We start from the raw sequence: 20,695 nt of genomic DNA, 5'->3' as shown, positions 1-20,695 counted from the left end.
ATTTTAGTGGCTACTCTCGTGAGCAGCATGTGGGTTTCAGGGAATGCAGCAACGTTTCAGGCGCTATCCGATTCAGAGCTAGCTGCGGTTGATGGGCAAGCCCTACTTAATTTTTCGAAAGACAATTATACCTATACCAATGCCAACAGCGAAAAAGTTGAATTCTTTAAGCTTGGTCTAGGTGCTGAGTTGGAATTAAACACCAACATTAAATCACTACAGTTGGGTTGTGGTGGTGATAAAGGCGCGGGTAAATGTGATATTGATATTTCAAATCTGTCTATCAGTGGTTTACCTTCAAGCTATGATGCAAATGGCGTGCCGGTTTATGATGCAGATGGACGTGCAAGTACCAGTGCAAAAATTACCAATCCATTCATTGAATTTGCGATTAAAAACGGCGGTAAAGCCTCAACACGTGAAGTGGTTGGCTTTCGTTTAGGTGCAGCTGAAATTCTAGGTATGTTAACCGCGGGTACAGAAAATACAGCTAATCCAACAGATGGTATTCAGTCATTTTCAGGCTATATGAAAATGGCAGCCACCCAAGGTGATGTAAATACCAAACAAAGTACCTTTGGTGATTCAAAAACAGAAGAAATTAAGGGGAATCTTACAGCATCCATCTTAGGATTGAAATTTCCACGACAATTTCAAAGTGATTCTACAGCAGCAGATAATAAAGGCGTGACGGTTCCAAGTATTAATGTAAAATTTAATATGCCTGAAACTGTCGTATCGGGCTCACGTTTGACAGAGGCTAAAGTACCAGGAATTACGGCTAGCATTGCATCTATTCCTTTAGCAGCCAATTCAAGCATGACACAAGCACAAAAAGATTTGTTTAAAAATGATCAGTTGTTAGTGACCTTTGATCCGATTTTGGGATTGGCCAAAAAAGCAATTTTCAAAATGGGAGAAGGTTCAGATATTCAAAACCTCAACATGGAAATTACCTTTAATCAGGCTTTAAGCATGGTACACAATATCCCACTCACAGGTACGGGGGGGTATTTGTCACTACAAAGTGAAACGCTGAAATGGGCAGGAACAGAAGTACAAGACACAGCACAAAAAGGTTGGTGGATGTCTTTTAAAGATCCAATTCAGTTAGGTTATTTACAGGCACAAGAGCAAGTAGATATTTCGGCCGTCTTACCTCAAGTTGCGAATTTAGTTTCAGACTTTTTATTGGATGAAAAGAATCGTATTACGACAGGTACAGGTGAATCATTAGGGACCCTATTTAATACTCCGGTTGTAAAATTATTAAATATTGATTTAGGCAATTATACGCAAGCGAAACCTGCAACTATTGCTTTAGCCTCACAAGTTCTACAAAACCAAAAGGTTGTTTCGAACTGTTTTGGCGGTCTGAAGTTCTGTTAATTTGAAAGTATAAAAAATCCCGCATAAAGCGGGATTTTTTATACAAAGAAAAACTTATTTAGCAATTTTTGCCAATAATTCTTCTTTTGTGATGTTTACAGATTCTGCATCACGGCGACCTTTATATTCAAAAGTACCCGCATCCAAACCTTTTTCACCAATCACGATACGGTGTGGAATACCTGTAATTTCAAGGTCAGAGAATTTCACGCCTGGACGTTCATCTCGGTCATCTAAAATCACGTCATAACCTGCAGCTTGAAGTTCTACATAGAGTGCTTCAGCAGCTTCAAGGGTGCGAGGTGATTTATGTGCATTCATTGGAACAATAGCGACTTCAAATGGTGCAATGGCAGCAGGCCAGATAATCCCTTTTTCGTCAAAGTTTTGTTCGATCGCAGATGCAACAACACGTGTAACACCAATACCATAGCAACCCATAGTGACAACTAAAGGTTTGCCATCTTTACCTAAAACTTTACAACCCAACGCTTCAGAGTATTTTTGGCCCAATTGGAAGATGTGACCGACTTCAATACCACGTTTAATTTGTAGTGTGCCTTTACCATCTGGAGATGGATCACCTTCAACAACATTACGTAAGTCATAAACTTCAGTAAATTGAGCATCACGTTCCCAGTTCACACCGACTGCATGTTGGTCAACGATATTTGCGCCAGCAACAAAGTCAGATAATACAGATGCTGCACGGTCTACAATAACAGTAAGACCTTTTTCAACCAAACCTTGTGGGCCACAGAAACCAGCAGTTAAGCTGTATTGTGCCAATTGTTCTTCGGTTGCAAATGCTAAAGGTGAAGCAATTAATGGATGTTTTTCAGCTTTAATTTCATTAAGTTCATGGTCGCCACGAAGGAATAGAGCAACTACGGGGGCTGCTTTACCTTCTTCTGCCACGCCTTGTACAAGCAATGCTTTAACCGACTGAGCAGGATCTGATTTTAAGAATGCAGATACATCTTCAATGGTTTTTTGATTTGGCGTTGCCACCAATTCTAATGCTTGGGTTGGTGCAGCACGTTCGCCAACCAGTACCGCTTCAGCCATTTCTACGTTAGCAGCATAGTCTGATTCAGTAGAGAATGCGATATCGTCTTCACCACTTGATGCAAGAACGTGGAATTCGTGTGAACCTGAACCACCAATTGAACCTGTATCTGCTTGTACTGGACGGAAATTTAACCCTAAACGTGTGAAAATACGGCAATATGCTTCATACATATTGTCATAAGTTTCTTGTAGTGATTCTTGGTCTACATGGAAAGAATAAGCATCTTTCATGATGAATTCACGTGAGCGCATTACACCAAAACGTGGGCGAATTTCGTCACGGAATTTGGTTTGAACTTGGTAGAAGTTTGCAGGCAATTGCTTGTAGCTTTTCAGTTCATTACGAGCAAGGTCTGTGATCACTTCTTCGTGTGTAGGGCCAAGCACAAAATCGTTAGTATGGCGGTCTTTAAAGCGAAGTAGTTCTGGGCCATACTGTACATAACGACCAGATTCTTCCCAAAGTGCTGCCGGCTGTGTTACTGGCATTAACACTTGAAGGGAACCAGCACGATCCATTTCTTCGCGAACAATCGCTTCTACTTTATTTAATACGCGAACGCCAGTAGGCAACCAAGTGTATAAACCAGAAGCTAACTTACGGATCATTCCCGCACGAAGCATCAATTGATGAGAAATAACTTCCGCATCGTTTGGAGTTTCTCTTAACGTTGCAAATAAAAAGCGGCTTGCGCGCATGAACGGTGTCCTAAAAAGATTAAGCGTTAAAGCTGAGATTATACAATAAAAAATGAGGTGTACATTTTTCAAGTCACCTCATTGTGTTGGATAAAATTATGACATGATTTTTTTAAATTGGCGCATCATAAAGTTTTTAAAGTCATCTAAATAAGTAAAGATAACGGGAACGACCACTAATGTAAGGAGGGTAGAGGTAATTACACCACCAATCACAGCATGTGCCATTGGGGCACTTTGTTCACCACCTTCACCTAAACCGAGTGCTAGGGGCACCATGCCCATCACCATGGCGCTGGTTGTCATTAAAATGGGGCGCAGTCGAGTTTTACCTGCAACTATAATTGCTTCATAGCGCTCAGTGCCTTCATCCATAGACTTTTTAATAAAGTCGATCAGTAAAATCGCATTTTTGGTGACCAGTCCCATCAGCATAATAATGCCAATAATGGAAAATAAGTTCATGGTGGATTTAAATAAAAATAATGCTAAAAATACACCTATGAGTGATAGAGGCAGTGAGGCCATAATGGCTGCTGGGTGAATGAAGCTATTAAATTGTGAGCCCAACACAATATAGATAAATACAATGGATAGCGTAATCGCGGTCATTGCATATCCTGCAGATTCAGCCATATCTTTATTGGCACCTTGGGTGGCAAAGCGATAGCCCGGCGGTAAATCAAATTGATCTTCTACTTTTTTAATATCTGCACCAATGTCACCCGCTGGTCGGCCTGCTGTATTGGCTTGAACCAAAACTTCACGTGCCAAATCACGACGGTTAATCTGCGAAGCTCCTAAGGTTTCTTCAAAGCGTGCCACCGATGATAGGGGCACCAGTATAGACACACCCGTAGCATCTGCTTTTTGCGAAGTGATATACATATTTTGTAAATCTGTTGGTAAGCGACGATCATCTTCGGACAATCGCACATTCACATCATAAGTTTCACCCTTAGGGTCTTTCCATGTGGTGATGTTGTCCCCAGCAATCAATGGACGAACTACATTGGCAATCTGATTGACCGACAAGCCTAAATCACTGGCTACAACCCGATTAATATGCACACCTAAAGTTGGCTTAGGTTCTTTTAGAGAACTTTCTAAATCGACAATGCCATCAATTTTTGCAATTTCATGCATAAAGCGATCGGAAATTTTTTGTAGCTCATCAAGGTCAGGCCCTTTGATAGAAATCATCACAGGTTTTTGTCCGCCAGAAACCGTTTCATCCGCAGATGCTACTGAAGTAATGGTAATGCCAGCAACGCTTTGAAGGCGTTGGCGGAACTCATTGTTCAGCTGTGTGAGGGTTTGCTTACGTTCAGTGCGAGGGGTGACACCCACGCGAATACTAATATGGTTTTTGCCACGATCTGTCACACTATTGATCGATCCATAGGTTGATCGAACCTCAGGATGCTCACGAATAATGGCATCAACCTGTTTTAATTTTGCCTGTGAGTATTGCAAACTAGCATCTACAGGGGTTTCAAACTTAATGCGAATTTCACCTTTATCGGGCACAGGTACAAACTCTGTCCCAATCATCTTAGATAAAGCCAATGCGCCAAATAGTGAAGCAACGGCAACTAAAATAGTCACAAAACGGAATCTTAAAGCAAGCTTGAGGAGTTTTTCATAATGGTGGCTTAAATTGTCGAGCTTGCCTGAAATCCAGTTGAAAAAGCGTTGTAGCGCATTCGGTTTTTTATTTGGATTGTGCTTTTCGGCCCAATGTGCAGAAAGCATTGGATCGAGCGTAAAGCTGACAAACATTGAAATGAGTACTGCCGTACTTACCGTTACACCAAATTGATAGAAGAAACGCCCAATAATACCGCCCATGAAGGCTACAGGTAAAAACACTGCCACAATGGTGAGAGTAGTTGCCAATACTGCCAAGCCAATCTCTTTGGTTCCATCGAGGGCAGCGGTCACATGATCTTTACCCATATCGGCATGACGCACAATATTTTCACGCACCACAATCGCGTCATCAATTAGCAGACCAATACTGAGTGAGAGTGCCAGTAATGTCATCATATTGATGGTAAAACCGAACGCCCAGATAAAGGTTAAAGTACCCAATAAGGCAATGGGTAGCGTTAGCCCTGTAATGGCAGTGGAGCGAAATGAACCTAAAAATAGCAAAACAATAAATATGGCTAAAATTGCACCTTCTACAATCGTGCGCGCGACATCTTTAATACTGCCTCGAATGCCTTTAGACGAGTCGACGACCACTTCAGCTGTTGTGCCTTCAGGTAATTGGGTTTTAATACGTTCCAATGTTTTGCGGGTATTATCGACAACCTGAATCACATTGGAATCTGAGCTCCTTAAAATATCAATGGCAACGGCTGCTTTACCATTTAAAAAAGCACTCGATTCCATCTCTGCTTGGCTATCTTCAATTTTGGCCACCTGCTTTAAAAAAATTGGTGCACCGTTTTTATTGGCAATGACTAAGTCGCCAAAAGATTGGGGGTGAATCACCCGCGATTTAATTTCGACCACCAGTTCAGATGTGGCTTGATCGAGTGTGCCCCCGGGTACTTCAATATTTTCATTTTTTAAAGTATTGAGCACCTGATCAATACCAATGCCAAAACTTTGTAGCTTTTGTGGCTCAATTTGAATGCGAATTTGGCGCTGTGAATCGCCCAATAAATTGACTGTACCTACACCACTGACTGTTCTGAGCTGGGGGACGATACGCTGATCTAAATAGGAGCTCAGATTACGCAAAGACATATTTTTAGATTCAAACACAATCGACATGACTGCACTGGCAGTGGGGTCATAGCGTTCGACAATTGGATCATCAATTTCATCACGAAATTGAGCACTTACGGGTGCAATTTTATCGCGAATATCTTGTGCCGCGACAGAAGAGGGAACATCTAAATTAAATTCAACAATAATTGTTGATAGCCCTTCGCTGGATTTAGAAATGACCTGCTTTAAACCGGAGATGGTATTGATCTGATCTTCCATCTTTTTGGTGATTTCAGATTCAACTGATTCTGGCGATGCGCCTGGATAGTTTGTATAGACCACCACGAAAGGAAAGTCGACATCTGGAAATTCTTCGACGCCCATGCGTTGCCATGATGCGAGCCCCAATACCATTAGACAGAACATCATCATAATAGTGAATACAGGGTATTTGACGCTAATTCGGGTGAACCACATAACCGCTATCCTGCTTTGTTATTTTAGTTTTTGCTGATCATGACATCTTGTCGGATTTGATTGTCGCTAAACTTGACGCGACTTACGAGGTCGCTATCTAGTAAACCTGTCACCACAGCAATATTGTTGCTATAGCGTTGCTCTAATACTTGTATGCTGACTTTAGCAATTTTATTTTGGCGCACGACCCAAACATAAGGCTTGTTATCAATGTCTTGTACAGTATTCAGTGGAATGAGTTGTCCTGACACTTGATCTGAACCCAAAATTTGCCCTTCAACAAAAGTGCCAATACTTAAAGAGGTAATGGCTTCTTTAGGTTGAGCAAAAAATTCAATTTGTCTGCTGGTAGGGTCAGCAATTGGTGAAATTCGGCTCAGTGTTGCATGGAGTAGGTTATTATTGCCTTGAATACGATATTCAATGGCTTGACCGAGTTTTAATGCTGACTGAGCGTCGCTAGGGAGCTGTGCCTGAATTTCTAAATGTGCTGGATCAATAATTTCAAATAGTGTGGTGCCTGCAGCTACCGTTTGACCGGGTTCAACTTGGCGCTTGGTAATCACACCGTTAATTGGACTGGTGATGGTTCCATCTTGATCTGCTTTACGTGCAATGTTAACACTGGCTTGTTGGGCGTTGGCATTTTCGACTTGTGCTTGGTAATCAACTTTGCTTTGTTCATATTCTACTTTTGATACAAAGCCTTGCTGTAACAAACGTTCTTTGCGCTGTACCATAAGACGAGCCTGATTGGCCTGGGCTTGAGCTGAAGCTAAATTCGCCTGTGCTTGAGCGAGTCGAGCAGCATTATCTTGGTTGTTTAAGCGGACTAACACTTGACCTTTTTGCACGGTTTGCCCCACTTGGGCATTTACTGAGGTGGCTGTCGCCGTAACCTGAGCCTGAATGGTGCTTTGGTTGACTGCGCGAATCGTGCCTGTAAATGTTGTCTTACTTACAGAAGATCCATGCTGAATACGAACTAAATCTTGCTGAATAAGTTCAACCTTTGCAACTGGTTTTTCAGTGGCAACGGGTTCACTTTTTTGACATCCTACGAAAGCAAGACTTAAACAAATTAAGCCAATTGAAGCTAAGCGCGCTTGTGGTTTAAGTGGGATATACGTTGAATGCTGTGCTGATTGCATGATCGTCCTTTATATTCAGCTGTCAACAGAAGCAATTGAATAGGTGGAATTATTCCATCGCTTTTAAGCGGGCTATAATTCTGTCGTATTCGGCTGCTGTATTTCGATAGCGCGTTTGTAAAGATTGAATATCTTGTTTTTTCGCTACGATATTTTTTTGGTTGTTATTTAAAGTACTTTGTAATGGCGCAGGTACAGGCTGACCTTTGCGTGAGTATTCACGCTCTTGTCGAACAAACATAATACGGTCTTCCTGTAATTGCTTTAATTGTTCTTGTTGGAAAACAAGTTGTTTACTAATTCCAGTGAGCATTTCTTTCTTTTTTTGACTTGCTACACTGCTGTTATTATAAGCCCTTTTCAGTTGTGTGTCTGCGGCTAATTTTTGGGCTGCAACCGCACGTTGTGGCGCTTGCTTAATATCTGCTTCTGCATTATAAGGTCTATTACGCTTAATCACTTGCATATTCTGATCAAGTGCTTCGTAACCATATTTAATATGGTTTGGCGTCACATTGGTGCTCACATTTGCAACACCTTTATTATCATAATAACGAAACCAAGTCGGTTTTTGAGGAGAATTAGTCGCAAAAGTAAGAGGGGTAAGTGATAGCAATACTAAGAGTGCAATGAGTTTCTGAGTCATTTTTTTATCAGTAACATAAATGTGATTTGCGCTAAACTTACTTCGCATTGGGCTCCCCAATATAAAGTTGACTAAATTACTTATTTTTAAGTAATAATAGTGCTATATTAGACTTAAAATAGAGAATTAAAAACTATTCCAAGCTAAAAATAAATTGTTGGTCATCGGAAAGTGTGAAACTGTTAATAGTATTGAAAAATACTGTGCGCTTGAGCAGAAAATGTTCATTGAAAATGAAAGTAAATATATGTTAAAAATGTCAACAACTGTTAACTAAAAGTAACTGCGAATAAAATTCCAGCATTCTATCTATCCATATTTTGGGAAGGGTCTTTAAATGGACGATAAATTTCAAAATCTAAAAGTCATGGTCATTGACGACTCAAAAACCATTCGTCGTACAGCAGAAACTCTTCTTCAGCGTGAGGGGTGTGAAGTTGTGACTGCAGTAGATGGCTTTGAAGCATTATCAAAAATTGCAGAAGCAAATCCAGACATTGTATTTGTTGACATTATGATGCCTCGCTTAGACGGTTACCAAACATGCGCATTAATTAAAAATTCGCAAAATTATCAAAATATCCCAGTCGTAATGCTGTCGAGTAAAGACGGTTTATTTGATCAGGCGAAAGGCCGTGTCGTGGGTTCAGACGAATACTTAACAAAACCATTCAGTAAAGATGAATTATTGAATGCGATTCGTAACCACGTAACTGCTTAATGAGTTTTATTTTTTATTGGGGAAAGGCATGACACGTATTTTGATTGTAGATGATTCACCTACAGAAACATTTCGATTCAAAGAAATTTTAGGCAAACATGGCTTTGAAGTTCTTGAAGCGTCAAATGGTGCAGATGGTGTAACAGTCGCACAAGCAGAACTTCCGGACCTCGTCCTCATGGATGTGGTCATGCCGGGTGTGAACGGTTTTCAGGCAACGCGCCAAATTGCACGTGGTTCAACAACAAAGCACATTCCAATTGTGATTGTGAGTACAAAGGACCAAGCAACTGACCGTGTTTGGGGGAAACGTCAAGGTGCATGTGATTATTTAACAAAGCCTGTAGACGAAAAACAATTAATTGATGTGATAAAACAGCACCTCAATGTAGGATAAAGCTCTATGGCAGCAAATGGATTTATCGAATTGCTTCGGATTGCGAAACGTGGAAATAAAAACTACGTTTCAACCGAGAATGAAGTCAACCGATGGTCAGGCATTGCTTTTGAGATGATGGGGCAATATTTTGTTGCTCCTTTAGGCGAGGTATCCGAAGTGATCTATCCGCCTAAGTGTACGCCAGTTCCAAACACCCAATCCTGGGTGCAAGGATTGGCGAATATTCGGGGACGCTTACTTTCAGTTTCAGATTTGGCTCAATATGTAACGGGCCATAGAAGTAACTATACCCCGACTCAAAAAGTTTTATGTATTAGTCATAATGATCATTATGTTGGTTTAGTCGTTGATCAGGTTTTGGGTATACAGCATTTTAATAAGAAGAGTTATTTTTCTAAAGACACTGAATTAGGCAGTAATTTACAAGAATATTGCCAAGGATATTTTCACCAGCATAATCAGCAGTGGCATGTCTTTTTATTCAGTCGTTTATTGCAAAATCCAAAATATATGAACGCATCTATAAAATTTATAAATTAACTGTCACGCATTTAACGAATGAAGACGTAAATCGGGGAGAAGCTGAATGGGCTTTAAACTTAAGAAGAAAAATACAGGTGAAAGCGCAGGCCGTTCAAGTGGCAATGCTTTATTAGCTAAGATTCAATCACAAACAGATCAGCTATCGCGTGTATTTGGTGATAGTGAAAAGTCAAAGCCATTGATTTACGGTGCTGTTGGTTCACTGGTACTGGCAACTCTGATTTTATTTTACCTTTTCTATAGCGTGCCACGTAATAACGAACTTACGCGTAGCTTAGGTGAATTGCGTCTTCTTTCACAAACGATTTCGCGTCAAGCGACGGAAGCAACAGCTTCTGGTACGCCTGAAGCCATGAAAAAATTAACTGAATCTCAAGAAAGTTTTGCTAAAAACTTAGACACAGTAAATGACATTCATGCGAATACAGACGAATTAAAAGCTGTAGAATCACAATGGAAAACAGTATCGTCAAATATTGATTTGATTTCTTCACAACAAAAAATCATTAATCAACTTTATGATACGAACATTGCAATCGGTGAAACGATTCCAGGTATTCAGGCTGAATATAACTTGATGGTCGACCAAATGGCTCGTCAAGATATGCCGTCTAACCAGGTTGTAATTGCAAAAAACCAGGTATTTATTGCAGAACGTATTTTACGTTCGATCAGTTCGGTACTTACAGGTTCAGACAGTTCACGTGAATCTGCGGATGACTTTAGTGCCGACACCGAAACATTTGGTTCTTACCTAAATGCACAGTTAAATGGTAGCGCAGAATTAGGTGTACAACGTATTGAAAATGCTGAATTGCGTGAATCACTAAAAGGCATTAAGTCTGAATATGATGACGTACTAAAATCAGCAGCTGCGACAATCTTGCAGAACTCACAACAAATTGTGAAAGTACGTCAGGCGTCTTCATCAATTTTTGCTGAATCTGACAAACTGTTAGACAACTTAAATGGCCTTAAATCTGGTTCAGGTTGGTCAACTGTTCTTCCAGCATTGCTGTTAATCTTAACCCTAATTGCTTTCTTGATTTGTGTATTCAAATTATTGTCTTTACGTGGTCAATCGGATAAACAACGTGTGGGTCGCTTACAAGAAGAATATGATCGTAACCAAAACGCGATTTTACGTTTACTTGACGAGATTGCTGACTTAGCGGACGGTGACTTACGTTCATACGCGACAGTATCTGAAGACTTCACAGGCGCAATTGCCGACTCGATTAACTTCGCGATCGATCAGTTACGTGACTTGGTATCTCGTATTACAGAAACTTCAGAAGAAGTTGCACAATATACTGCGAACACGCAGGGTATTACTAACCAGTTAGCAGAAGCATCAGAGCATCAGGCGCAAGAAATTGCAGGTGCATCTGCCGCGATTAACGAAATGGCGCTTTCAATTGACCAGGTATCTGCCAATGCTGAAGAATCAGCGGTCGTTGCGGAACGTTCGGTACAAATTGCTGCCAACGGCGCAGACGTTGTAAACCGCTCAATTGAGGGTATGGACACGATTCGTGAACAGATCCAAGAAACATCAAAACGTATTAAACGTTTGGGTGAGTCTTCTCAAGAGATTGGTAACATCGTTGCCTTGATTAACGATATTGCCGACCAAACGAACATCTTGGCATTGAACGCCGCGATTCAGGCATCGATGGCAGGTGAAGCAGGTCGTGGTTTCGCCGTGGTTGCCGATGAAGTACAGCGTCTAGCTGAACGTTCAGCATCTGCAACGAAACAGATTGAAGGCCTTGTAAAAACTATTCAAACAGATACCAACGAAGCTGTAATTTCGATGGAGCAAACAACTGCCGAGGTTGTACGTGGTGCGAACTTATCTAAGGATGCTGGTGTAGCCCTAGACGAAATTCAAACCGTATCGAACAGCTTGGCAAAACTGATTGCAAACATTTCGGATGCTGCAAAACTTCAGGCTGCATCGGCTGGTCATATTGCAACAACAATGAACGTTGTACAGGAAATTACGTCGCAAACAACGAGTGCAACATTTGATACTGCGCGTTCGGTTTCTGAATTGGCAAATATGGCCGAAACATTACGTGACTCTGTATCTGACTTTAAGCTTCCAGACTAAAGTTAGAGCGCTTTGGGGAAATGGCATACCATGCATTTAAGCAGGGTATGCCAAAAAGAAACAGACTAAGCATCGGCAAGATGAACTTAACTTTTTCTAAAGTTAGGTCTCGCGTGATGGTCACAATTAAGTTTGAGCACCCTTCTTGGTGGCAAAACGTAAGAAGCCTTAGCTATGAAAGAAATATTAAAAAATTTAGTCGAAACGACAACGCTTCCTGAAGATAGCTATCTCGATCAAGACTCAGAAATTCTAGAGATTTTTGTAGAAGAGATTGAGGAGATTTTTGGCGAGCTCGATAATTTATTGTCTGATTGGCTGGACAAACCGCAAGATAAAGATCTACTCACGACGATTCGTCGCCATTTCCATACCCTTAAGGGTTCTGGTCGTATGGTCGGCGCAAAAACTGCAGGTGAGGCGGCGTGGACAGTTGAAGACACTTTGAACCGCGTAATTGGTGGTTCGCTTACGCTTAGCCCAACGATTCAACAGTATGCTCAAACAGTTTTAAATATTTATCAATATAAGCTTTATCCAAGCTTTAAAAATGTCACCGAGCTGACCATTGATTTGCGTCCAATTGTATTATTGGGCCAACAAATACAACATGGCCAAAGCCCTGAGCCAGCCTTGCAAGAGCTCTTAGCTTTGGCACATAGCTTAAAGTCTTCTACTGATGTAACAGGTTTAGAACTTGATACAGTTGAGACGACTGAAGCGACGGAATTTGAAATACCAGATTTGGTGGCAATTGAACTTCCTACTGAAGATAATTTGCTCCAAGAAACAGTTGCTATCTTTATTGAAGAAGCAGAAGAGCATTTACAAACAATTGAAAACTTCTTGAAACAAGAAGACAGTAAATCTCAGGATTATAACGGCCTAATTCGTGCACTCCACACTTTGCGTGGTAGTTCATCAATGGCACAAATAGATCAAATTTTTGAAGCAAGCTCTAAAGTTGAAAATCTATTTAAAACACAGCTTCAAGAAGAAATTGGCTCGACCTCAAAAGAAACAGCATTGTTAATTCAGTACTCTGAATTTGTGCGCGATTTCTTGCATACCTTACGTCAGGGCGAAACAAGCCAGCTGGATGCTATTTATAATACCTTCAATGATGCATGGAATGATTATGGCTTTGCTTCTGAAGGTGTCGAATCCGATATTCAACCGCAAGGTTTAGTCTCTAAGTTAATCGAATTAAATATTGATTTGCTATTAGATGCTGAGTTTGAATTTGATACACGTGCTAAAGCTGAGTTCCCAGAGTATTTACAAACACTGAGCACGCAAGCAGACGAGTTACTTGCGCATACGGACAATCGTGCATCTGTCGGTATTCATCAGTTTACCACTGAGCTAAAATCAGGCTATGACAACCTACGTCAAAAACCGCAACTATTAAATCTTGATTATGCTTACGAGTTATTTGCTCAAGCGCATCAAGAATTCATTCATCTTTTTGACACGTTGGCTGCAGGTCAACGTGTGGTATTGTCAGATGAAGCACAAAAGCTTCTGAGTGATTTAACTGCATTTGTACAGCAAGATATTGAAGACACAGCTGAAGCAAGCAATGTATTGCCGACTTTAGCTACTCATCTTGAAGTGGTACCAAATATTGCATCGATCGCTGTTGAGGCGAGCAATACAGAGCCTACTGCGCAAGCAGAAACCAGCACGACAGGTATCGATTTTGCGACATTAAGTCAAAAATTGGCAAAAGACCGTTCGAAGCTTCAATCTGCAGATTCAAATACTGATTTTGATCCAGACTTGCTTGAAATCTTCCTTGAAGAAGCTGATGAATTATTGGCAGGTATTGATAGTGATTTAAATACTTGGAATAAAGATCTGACAGATACTCGATCTTTAAATAATTTAATGCGCTATTTGCACACGCTCAAAGGCGGTGCAAACATGATTTCAGCAACGCATATTGGTCTGATTGCACATGAGCTTGAATCAATTTATGAACGTGTAATTCGTGGTCAAATACAAGCCACTGTGCCATTGGTACAAGTGATCCGTTTGGTACAAGATGATATTTCTGACCGTATTCAGACGATTCGTGAATCGGGTATTGATTATCCTGCCACTGAAGCGGTGGACATCCTCACGCATATTCATGGCATTGTGCAAGGTCAAGTTGAATCGGGTACAACAGTGGCTTCTACGCCAGAAGCTGTGGAAATTGAGCCAAATGTTGCACCAGTTGAGGAGCTTCCAACTGTTGAAGTTGAGTTTGAAGCACCTACTGTTTCAATTGAGGCAATTGAATTTGAAGCGCTTGCGGACATTCAACCAGTAGTAGAAGCGGTGGAATCAAACACGACTGCTGAGCCTAAAGCTGAAGACGATGAACTTCGTTCAGTGGTTGAAGAAACATTTCTGGAAGAAGCTGAAGAAATTCTGGAACAAGCTGCTGAATTATTAATTCAATGGTTTGATCAGCGTAGTGACCGTAGTATTTTGCTTCAATTACAACGTGCAGCCCACAGTATTAAAGGTGGCGCGCGCATGGTTGAAAATGAGCCAGTCGCAGCTGTTGCTTATCAGTTGGAAACAACGTTTGAGCAATTCGCGGTTCATCATTTTAACTCGAATGTTTACGATGACTTACTACAAACTACGCTCAGCTGGTTGAAGCAAGGGATCTTTGAGAAAGATTACAGCAACTTCGATAGTATTAAGCGTAGCTTAGAATCGATTGAATATGTCGATGTTACTGCTCAGTTACCAAGCCGTCGTGGTATAGAGGGTCAAGCATCTGGTACGCGTAGCTTTGAATTTATTCAGGGTGATGGTTTTGAGCCACCTTCAATGCAAGGTGAGTGGACAGATACATTAGCGACCGATAACAGCAATGAAATGATTCGTATCTCAGCTGATTTGGTTGAGAAGATGATTGACTTGTCTGGTGAAAACTCAATTAACCGTTCGCGTATTGAGATGGATCTGGGACAACTTGGTAATACGCTCAACGAGATGGAATTGGCCATTAAGCGTTTGGCCGATCAGTTGCGTCGAATGGACGGTGAGCTTGAATCACAAATTCTTGCTAAGCATGGGACAGAAAATTCACGCTATGCAGACTTTGACCCATTGGAGATGGACCAATATTCGTCCTTAAACCAATTGTCAAAATCATTGGCCGAGTCTGCATCGGATTTGGTCGACTTCAAGAGCACTTTGTCAGAAAAAATTCGTGATACCGAAGGCCTGTTATTGCAACAGTCACGTATTCAGGCAGAAATTCAAGAAAGCTTGATGCGTACTCGTTTGGTTCCATTCTCACGCATGTTACCTCGTTTACAGCGTATTGTGCGTCAAACGTCGACCACCTTAAACCGCCCAGCAGAGTTGGTTGTACAAAACACCGAAGGTGAATTAGACCGTACGATCTTAGAGCGTTTGGTCACACCATTTGAACACATGCTACGTAATGCAATTGACCACGGTTTGGAAGAAACGACGGATCGTATTGCACTGAATAAACCAGAAGTGGGTCATATTGTTCTGAATATCAGCCGTCAAGGTACGGATGTCCTTGTTTCATTTAGCGACGATGGTAAGGGTATTGATGAGAGCAAAATTAAAGAAAAAGCACTTAGCCAAGGTTTAATTAAGGCTGATCAAGTGCTCGACAAGCAAGAAATCTTACAGATGATTTTCCATCCTGGTTTTAGTACCGCGAAGGAAGTGACTCAGATTTCTGGCCGTGGTGTCGGTCTGGACGTTGTACAGAGTGAAATTAAAGCTTTAGGTGGTCATGTTAGTGTTGAATCAGAATTAGGTAAAGGAACCACCTTTACCATTCGTGTACCAACCACGGTTGCTGTAAGTGATGCCTTAATGGTGAAAGTAGGCGATCAACAATTTGCGATTTCTTTGGCGCAAATTGACCGTATTGTCCGTATTTCACCATCTGCTTTAGAAAGTTACTTCAACAGCAAAGCAGATACATTCAAGATTGATAATGAAAACTACAAGTTGCGTTATTTATCTGAATTTGTATCGAACCAACCTGTACCGCGTTTAAGTAATGTTTCGCATTCATTGCCTGTGCTTTTAATTAAAGGTAACAGTGGTCAAACCATTGCATTATTGGTTGACCAATTAATTGGTTCACGCGCTCAGATTGTTGTAAAACCAATTGGTCAGCAGTTCTCAACTATTGGTGCGATTGCGGGTGCAACTATTTTGGGTGATGGTCAAGTCTGCTTGATTTTGGATGGTCAAAATATTGCCCGTCAGATTCAAACCACGCAGCGCCTTAAAAACGTTTCTGATTCGCGTGAATTGGGTCGCCATGGCAATGCGCGTCGCCTCGTAATGATTGTCGATGACTCCGTAACGGTACGTAAAGTAACTTCACGTCTGCTTGAGCGTCAAGGTTATGACATTATTACTGCTAAAGATGGTGTAGATGCGATTGAGCAGCTTGAAAATGTAAGACCAGATTTGATGTTACTGGATATCGAAATGCCACGTATGGATGGTTTCGAAGTAACCAACTTGGTTCGACATCACGAGATCCACAAAGAGTTGCCAATTATTATGATCACATCGCGTACGGGTGAAAAACACCGTGAGCGTGCGTTCAGTTTAGGCGTCAGCCACTATATGGGTAAACCATTCCAAGAAGCGGAATTGCTTGCCAACATTGAGGCATTGATTGCCGAAAAACAGGAGTTGATCTATGACTGAACAAACTTCGGTAAGTGCAGTAGCTGATAAAATTAACCAGCAAGAATTACAGCATTTAATTACTGTTTCTACAGGGTTTATTGATGCGTATATTATTGAATGTCACGGTAAAGAGCCGATGCTTTTACCTCAAAACATCATTTTGTCTGCACTGGATAGCGAAACCAAAGTTCAATTCGTGCAATGGCATGAATTAAAACTACCTGTATATGCTGTGAACCAACCAGAACGAAAATCTGGTGTAGCGTTGGTGATTGAAGGTGAAGACGTACAGCAACGCTTTGCATTGATGTGCGACGAAATGCCAAAAACTATTCGTCTACGTATTTCTGAAATTGTAGATGAAGATCAAGCATTAACGGATCCTGCAATTTTCCAATATGTGCGCATGGGCGAGAAGGTTTTTCATATTCCGAATATGAACTACATCCAAAGTCAGCTTCAATCGTAATGTTATGAAGCATAAAAAAAGGAATTCTACGGAATTCCTTTTTTGTTTTATAAGCTAATTTTAAACAGCCAATAAACCTTCTAAAATTTGTTCATAAATTTCTGCTAGTGGCTCAAGGTCAGCGACATTTACATGTTCATTGATCTGATGAATGGTGGCATTTAACACGCCTAATTCGAGTACCTGAGCGCCAGTCGGTGCAATAAAGCGACCATCTGATGTACCGCCACTGGTTGAAAGCTCAGTTTCAACACCCGTCACATTTAAAATGGCTGTTTTTGCAGCATTCACTAACTCGCCAACAGGCGTGAGGAAAGGTAAGCCAGACAAAGTCCATTCAATATCATAGTCGACATTGTGACGGTCTAAAATTTCTAAAGTACGTGCTTTTAACTGCTCAGCAGTCACTTCTGTTGAATAACGGAAGTTAAATAATGACGTCATGGTCCCAGGTACAACGTTGGTTGCACCTGTACCAGAGTTAATATTTGAAATTTGGAATGTCGTAGCGGGGAAGTATTCATTGCCATTGTCCCAAACCGTTTCACACAGCTCAGCAATGGCTTTAGATGCTGTATGAATTGGATTGATTGCAAGATGTGGATAAGCCACATGGCCTTGTTTACCTTTGACCGTTAATTTTGCATTGAGTGAGCCACGACGACCATTTTTAACAATATCGCCTAAAGTGTTTGTGCTGGATGGTTCACCCACTAAACACCATGTCATTTTTTCTTGACGTGCTTCTAATGTTTCAATGACTTTGACTGTACCGTTAATAGATGGGCCTTCTTCATCAGAAGTAATTAAGAACGCAATCGAACCTTTGTGGTTTGGGTGTTTTGCCACGAAGCGTTCAGAAGCTACCACCATAGCCGCCAATGCGGTTTTCATATCGGCACTGCCACGACCATATAGCTTGCCGTCGCGAATTTCTGGTTGGAATGGATCTGAACCCCAAGCATCTAAATTACCTGTAGGTACAACATCGGTATGTCCTGCAAAACAAAATACAGGAGATTCAGTGCCTTTACGTGCCCAAAGATTATCCACGTCGTCAAAACGCATATTTTCAATCTTAAAGCCAATATTTTCCAAACGCTCAGCCATAATGTTTTGGCAGGTATGGTCTACTGGCGTTACTGAGGGTTGACGTAAAAGCTCTAGGCTTAGATCGAGTGTCGCTGATGAAGTCATGCTGAATCTTTAAGTCAAAAATGTCGCAATATAATAGGCGAATCGAAACGATAAGGAAAATTTAAACATAAAAAAACCCTATTTAAATAGGGTTTTTAAAAATTAGCTTAATACGCTAATTTTGTGAACATTACTTGCGACGAATTTCTTCAGAAGTTTTTTCTGCTGTACCTGTTACAGCCTGCCCCGCCTTAGATACGTCTTTACCTACACCTTTTACAGTATTACAACCAGCTAAAGCAAATGCTACGAGAAGTGAAGCAGCAATAATTTTTTTCATGTGTTTCTCCAGTTTTACGAATAATAAATTTTTTCCGTAAAATTAGATTAAAAAATACACTGCGTGAAAAGTATGCATTTTTTATAGGTGTTCGGTAAACAAATGTAATAAAAGCAAATCTTGGCCTATTTAAAATTCAACCTAAATAGGTTTGTAACAAATTTGGCTGACGATACATATAATAATTTTCTTGATGCGACTGCTTATAAAGACCGTCAGTCCACCATTTAGCAGGTGTGCTACTAAGCTGTGCGTGAGCACAGATCCATTCATGACGTTGTAAGCGATAGTACTGATCCGTAGCATGAGGGATGTGATGACCCCAGAGACCCACTCTACGTGCTGTATTCAACCAAGCAGGTAAATCGTTTGGTTTATGCACAGGCAGATAAAGTTGTCCTTTAAGCATGCAGTATTTGTGCTGTATGCGATGCTCTAAAGCATCGTCAAATTGAAATTGTTTTTGTGTAAAGTGGTTTAATTTTCTATTGAGTGTGTCACTACGGTTGAGGCCATACCAAGAGGGCAGTGAATAATCATCTTCAGCAAGATAGTACTTTAGTGCAATTTCCCAGTGTTCAATTTCTTGGGTTTCCAAGTTGCGCAGTACAAAATCGAGCTCACCTAGGGTTTTAGGGCCATCAATTTTTTGAATGCTGTGTCCAATCAGTTCGTAATGATGATAGTCACGGTCGAGTAACCAAAACCAAATCAGCATTTCAAAGCGAAGGCCAAGGCGGGTACTTTTGAGTTGATGAATAAAATCTAATAACTCAGTTGGGTTTTGATCTAAAGCCTCTAAGCGCGGTATATATCGCAGATAATGTTGTTGCCAGAGCAGATCATCATGCAATTCAAAATGGTGTTTAGGTACAAGCTCTGGTGGGAGTTGAGTTAAAATATTGGGACTGGCAATACTAAAAGCCAGTTGTCTGACACAAGGCTGTTGATAGTTTAACCATGGCTCAAAATAGCAAGAAGGCAATGAAATGTGAGTCATGGTGGCCTAAGCCTCAATTCAAAAATGAACATCAGTATGCCATGACAATAATGCAGAATTGCAACGGTTCAAACCGAAAAACACTTTATACTAAGGGCACTGTACGAATTGGGTCTGGGTATGAAAACGTTGTTTTGGCGTAGCTTAGTGGTGATCTTCGTCCTATTGGGCTTTATCGGGGCACTTTTACCTGGAATGCCAACAACAGTATTTTTAATATTGGCAGCATGGGCTGCCTCAAAAGGCTGGCCACAGATGGATGCATGGCTGTTGAACCATCCCAAATATGGTGCAACGCTTCGCGCATGGCGTGAAAATGGTACGGTGCCACGTAAAGCAAAGTGGTTCGCATCCATTATGATGTTTGTAAGTGGCGTTGTGATGCTATTTACTACTGCACCTTTAGCCGTGAAAATATTTACTGATTTAACAATGCTAGCTGTTGCCATTTGGTTATGGCTACGCCCAGAACCTGTATTGGGCTCTGAAGCTACAAAAATTGAAACAGAGAAAGCACCATGATGGAATTCACTTTAGACCAAGCTGATATTGTGATCGATTTAGATCAACAGCGTTTAGATTTACCTAAACTGAATAAAAGCTATGTTATTTCGAGTGGTAAAAATGGCATTGGTGAAACTGAAAATAGTGGTAAGACCCCACGAGGTTGGCATCGTGTGGCTGAAAAGTTTGGTGCAGACATGCCACAAAATACAGTATTTAAAGCACGCCAATCCACAGGTGAAATCTATAGTCCTGCTTTAGCAGCAGAATACCCTGAGCGTGATTGGATTTTATCGCGCATTTTATGGTTAGCAGGTTTAGAGGCCGGTTTTAATCAGGGCGAGGGCTGTGATACTTATCAGCGTTATATTTACATTCATGGTACGCCAGACACAGAACCGATGGGAATTCCTATTTCGCATGGTTGTATTCGCATGCGCAATACAGATGTGATGGAATTATTTGAATTGATTCCTGTTGACGCGACTGTGTATTTAAAATCAGAAAAAATCTGACTGTAAATACAAAACTAAGCTATACATGAAATAATTAAAAGATGCAGAACAACCGCTATAGCATGTAGCAATAGCGGTTAAAACAGAATGCTTAA

General features: G+C 40.9%; 16 protein-coding genes. 9 read left to right on the top strand and 7 right to left on the bottom strand.

Going from position 1 to position 20,695, the window contains the following annotated elements:
• Positions 1 to 27: 27 nt before the first annotated feature.
• Positions 28 to 1,389 (top strand): hypothetical protein, encoded by a 1,362-nt coding sequence (locus D9K81_RS10645; RefSeq protein ID WP_328587675.1) that lies wholly within the window; start codon positions 28 to 30, stop codon positions 1,387 to 1,389.
• Positions 1,390 to 1,443: 54 nt separating this feature from the next.
• On the opposite strand, the gene D9K81_RS10640 is transcribed toward D9K81_RS10645, so the two are convergent.
• From D9K81_RS10640 to D9K81_RS10625, 4 genes are all read right to left on the bottom strand, one after another.
• The gene (locus D9K81_RS10640) at positions 1,444 to 3,159 is read right to left on the bottom strand and encodes a proline--tRNA ligase (protein ID WP_120375125.1); all 1,716 of its coding nucleotides are present in this window, start codon (positions 3,157 to 3,159) and stop codon (positions 1,444 to 1,446) included.
• A 96-nt stretch (positions 3,160 to 3,255) separates the two neighbouring features.
• Positions 3,256 to 6,360, bottom strand: a complete 3,105-nt coding sequence (locus D9K81_RS10635) for an efflux RND transporter permease subunit (protein WP_120375126.1) — start codon at positions 6,358 to 6,360, stop codon at positions 3,256 to 3,258.
• 23 nt (positions 6,361 to 6,383) lie between these two features.
• Positions 6,384 to 7,511 (bottom strand): efflux RND transporter periplasmic adaptor subunit, encoded by a 1,128-nt coding sequence (locus tag D9K81_RS10630; RefSeq protein WP_120375127.1) that lies wholly within the window; start codon positions 7,509 to 7,511, stop codon positions 6,384 to 6,386.
• Positions 7,512 to 7,560: 49 nt separating this feature from the next.
• On the bottom strand, positions 7,561 to 8,205 hold the full coding sequence (locus D9K81_RS10625; protein WP_120375128.1) for a hypothetical protein: 645 nt from the start codon (positions 8,203 to 8,205) through the stop codon (positions 7,561 to 7,563).
• 289 nt (positions 8,206 to 8,494) lie between these two features.
• Between D9K81_RS10625 and pilG the strand changes: the two genes are divergently transcribed.
• The 6 genes from pilG (at position 8,495) to D9K81_RS10595 (ending at position 17,104) form a co-directional block, all read left to right on the top strand.
• Complete coding sequence (pilG, locus tag D9K81_RS10620; RefSeq protein ID WP_106985073.1) at positions 8,495 to 8,878, top strand: twitching motility response regulator PilG; 384 nt, start codon at positions 8,495 to 8,497, stop codon at positions 8,876 to 8,878.
• Positions 8,879 to 8,906: 28 nt separating this feature from the next.
• Entirely contained in the window at positions 8,907 to 9,275 is a 369-nt protein-coding gene (locus tag D9K81_RS10615; RefSeq protein WP_120375129.1) for a response regulator, read from the top strand.
• A gap of 6 nt (positions 9,276 to 9,281) precedes the next feature.
• Positions 9,282 to 9,818, top strand: coding sequence for a chemotaxis protein CheW (locus tag D9K81_RS10610; RefSeq protein ID WP_120375130.1), 537 nt, complete (start codon positions 9,282 to 9,284; stop codon positions 9,816 to 9,818).
• 46 nt (positions 9,819 to 9,864) lie between these two features.
• Complete coding sequence (locus D9K81_RS10605; protein WP_120375131.1) at positions 9,865 to 11,937, top strand: methyl-accepting chemotaxis protein; 2,073 nt, start codon at positions 9,865 to 9,867, stop codon at positions 11,935 to 11,937.
• 174 nt (positions 11,938 to 12,111) lie between these two features.
• A complete protein-coding gene (locus D9K81_RS10600) occupies positions 12,112 to 16,653 on the top strand; it encodes an Hpt domain-containing protein (protein WP_120375132.1) in 4,542 nt (1,513 codons plus the stop codon).
• A complete protein-coding gene (locus D9K81_RS10595; RefSeq protein WP_120375133.1) occupies positions 16,646 to 17,104 on the top strand; it encodes a hypothetical protein in 459 nt (152 codons plus the stop codon). The genes D9K81_RS10600 and D9K81_RS10595 overlap by 8 nt, the downstream gene beginning before the upstream one ends.
• Positions 17,105 to 17,164: 60 nt before the next feature.
• Here D9K81_RS10595 and dapE read toward each other — a convergent pair whose 3' ends face one another.
• The 3 genes from dapE to D9K81_RS10580 all read right to left on the bottom strand — a co-directional run bounded on the left by dapE (position 17,165) and on the right by D9K81_RS10580 (position 19,581).
• Entirely contained in the window at positions 17,165 to 18,301 is a 1,137-nt protein-coding gene (gene dapE, locus D9K81_RS10590; protein ID WP_120375134.1) for a succinyl-diaminopimelate desuccinylase, read from the bottom strand.
• 130 nt (positions 18,302 to 18,431) lie between these two features.
• Positions 18,432 to 18,581, bottom strand: a complete 150-nt coding sequence (locus D9K81_RS10585) for an entericidin A/B family lipoprotein (RefSeq protein ID WP_120375135.1) — start codon at positions 18,579 to 18,581, stop codon at positions 18,432 to 18,434.
• Positions 18,582 to 18,717: 136 nt separating this feature from the next.
• Positions 18,718 to 19,581, bottom strand: coding sequence for a DUF1853 family protein (locus D9K81_RS10580; RefSeq protein ID WP_120375136.1), 864 nt, complete (start codon positions 19,579 to 19,581; stop codon positions 18,718 to 18,720).
• Positions 19,582 to 19,701: 120 nt separating this feature from the next.
• Between D9K81_RS10580 and D9K81_RS10575 the strand changes: the two genes are divergently transcribed.
• Complete coding sequence (locus D9K81_RS10575; protein ID WP_120375137.1) at positions 19,702 to 20,103, top strand: YbaN family protein; 402 nt, start codon at positions 19,702 to 19,704, stop codon at positions 20,101 to 20,103.
• Entirely contained in the window at positions 20,100 to 20,600 is a 501-nt protein-coding gene (gene elsL, locus D9K81_RS10570) for a cell wall-recycling L,D-carboxypeptidase ElsL (RefSeq protein WP_120375138.1), read from the top strand. The genes D9K81_RS10575 and elsL overlap by 4 nt, the downstream gene beginning before the upstream one ends.
• Positions 20,601 to 20,695: the final 95 nt, after the last annotated feature.

The organism is Acinetobacter chengduensis (genome assembly GCF_003664645.1).
In the GTDB taxonomy this organism is placed as follows: Bacteria; Pseudomonadota; Gammaproteobacteria; order Pseudomonadales; family Moraxellaceae; genus Acinetobacter; species Acinetobacter chengduensis.
This window is presented reverse-complemented; position numbering and strand designations above follow the sequence as displayed.

What these genes read in the sequence shown, in the direction of transcription:
- D9K81_RS10645 (WP_328587675.1), top strand. Translation starts at nt 28, where the DNA reads ATGTGGGTTTCAGGGAATGCAGCAACGTTTCAGGCGCTATCCGATTCA.
- D9K81_RS10630 (WP_120375127.1), bottom strand. Translation starts at nt 7,511, where the DNA reads ATGCAATCAGCACAGCATTCAACGTATATCCCACTTAAACCACAAGCG.
- elsL (WP_120375138.1), top strand. Translation starts at nt 20,100, where the DNA reads ATGATGGAATTCACTTTAGACCAAGCTGATATTGTGATCGATTTAGAT.
- D9K81_RS10605 (WP_120375131.1), top strand. Translation starts at nt 9,865, where the DNA reads ATGGGCTTTAAACTTAAGAAGAAAAATACAGGTGAAAGCGCAGGCCGT.
- D9K81_RS10585 (WP_120375135.1), bottom strand. Translation starts at nt 18,581, where the DNA reads ATGAAAAAAATTATTGCTGCTTCACTTCTCGTAGCATTTGCTTTAGCT.
- D9K81_RS10615 (WP_120375129.1), top strand. Translation starts at nt 8,907, where the DNA reads ATGACACGTATTTTGATTGTAGATGATTCACCTACAGAAACATTTCGA.
- pilG (WP_106985073.1), top strand. Translation starts at nt 8,495, where the DNA reads ATGGACGATAAATTTCAAAATCTAAAAGTCATGGTCATTGACGACTCA.
- D9K81_RS10575 (WP_120375137.1), top strand. Translation starts at nt 19,702, where the DNA reads ATGAAAACGTTGTTTTGGCGTAGCTTAGTGGTGATCTTCGTCCTATTG.
- D9K81_RS10610 (WP_120375130.1), top strand. Translation starts at nt 9,282, where the DNA reads ATGGCAGCAAATGGATTTATCGAATTGCTTCGGATTGCGAAACGTGGA.
- D9K81_RS10595 (WP_120375133.1), top strand. Translation starts at nt 16,646, where the DNA reads ATGACTGAACAAACTTCGGTAAGTGCAGTAGCTGATAAAATTAACCAG.
- D9K81_RS10580 (WP_120375136.1), bottom strand. Translation starts at nt 19,581, where the DNA reads ATGACTCACATTTCATTGCCTTCTTGCTATTTTGAGCCATGGTTAAAC.
- D9K81_RS10640 (WP_120375125.1), bottom strand. Translation starts at nt 3,159, where the DNA reads ATGCGCGCAAGCCGCTTTTTATTTGCAACGTTAAGAGAAACTCCAAAC.
- D9K81_RS10625 (WP_120375128.1), bottom strand. Translation starts at nt 8,205, where the DNA reads ATGCGAAGTAAGTTTAGCGCAAATCACATTTATGTTACTGATAAAAAA.
- D9K81_RS10635 (WP_120375126.1), bottom strand. Translation starts at nt 6,360, where the DNA reads ATGTGGTTCACCCGAATTAGCGTCAAATACCCTGTATTCACTATTATG.
- dapE (WP_120375134.1), bottom strand. Translation starts at nt 18,301, where the DNA reads ATGACTTCATCAGCGACACTCGATCTAAGCCTAGAGCTTTTACGTCAA.
- D9K81_RS10600 (WP_120375132.1), top strand. Translation starts at nt 12,112, where the DNA reads ATGAAAGAAATATTAAAAAATTTAGTCGAAACGACAACGCTTCCTGAA.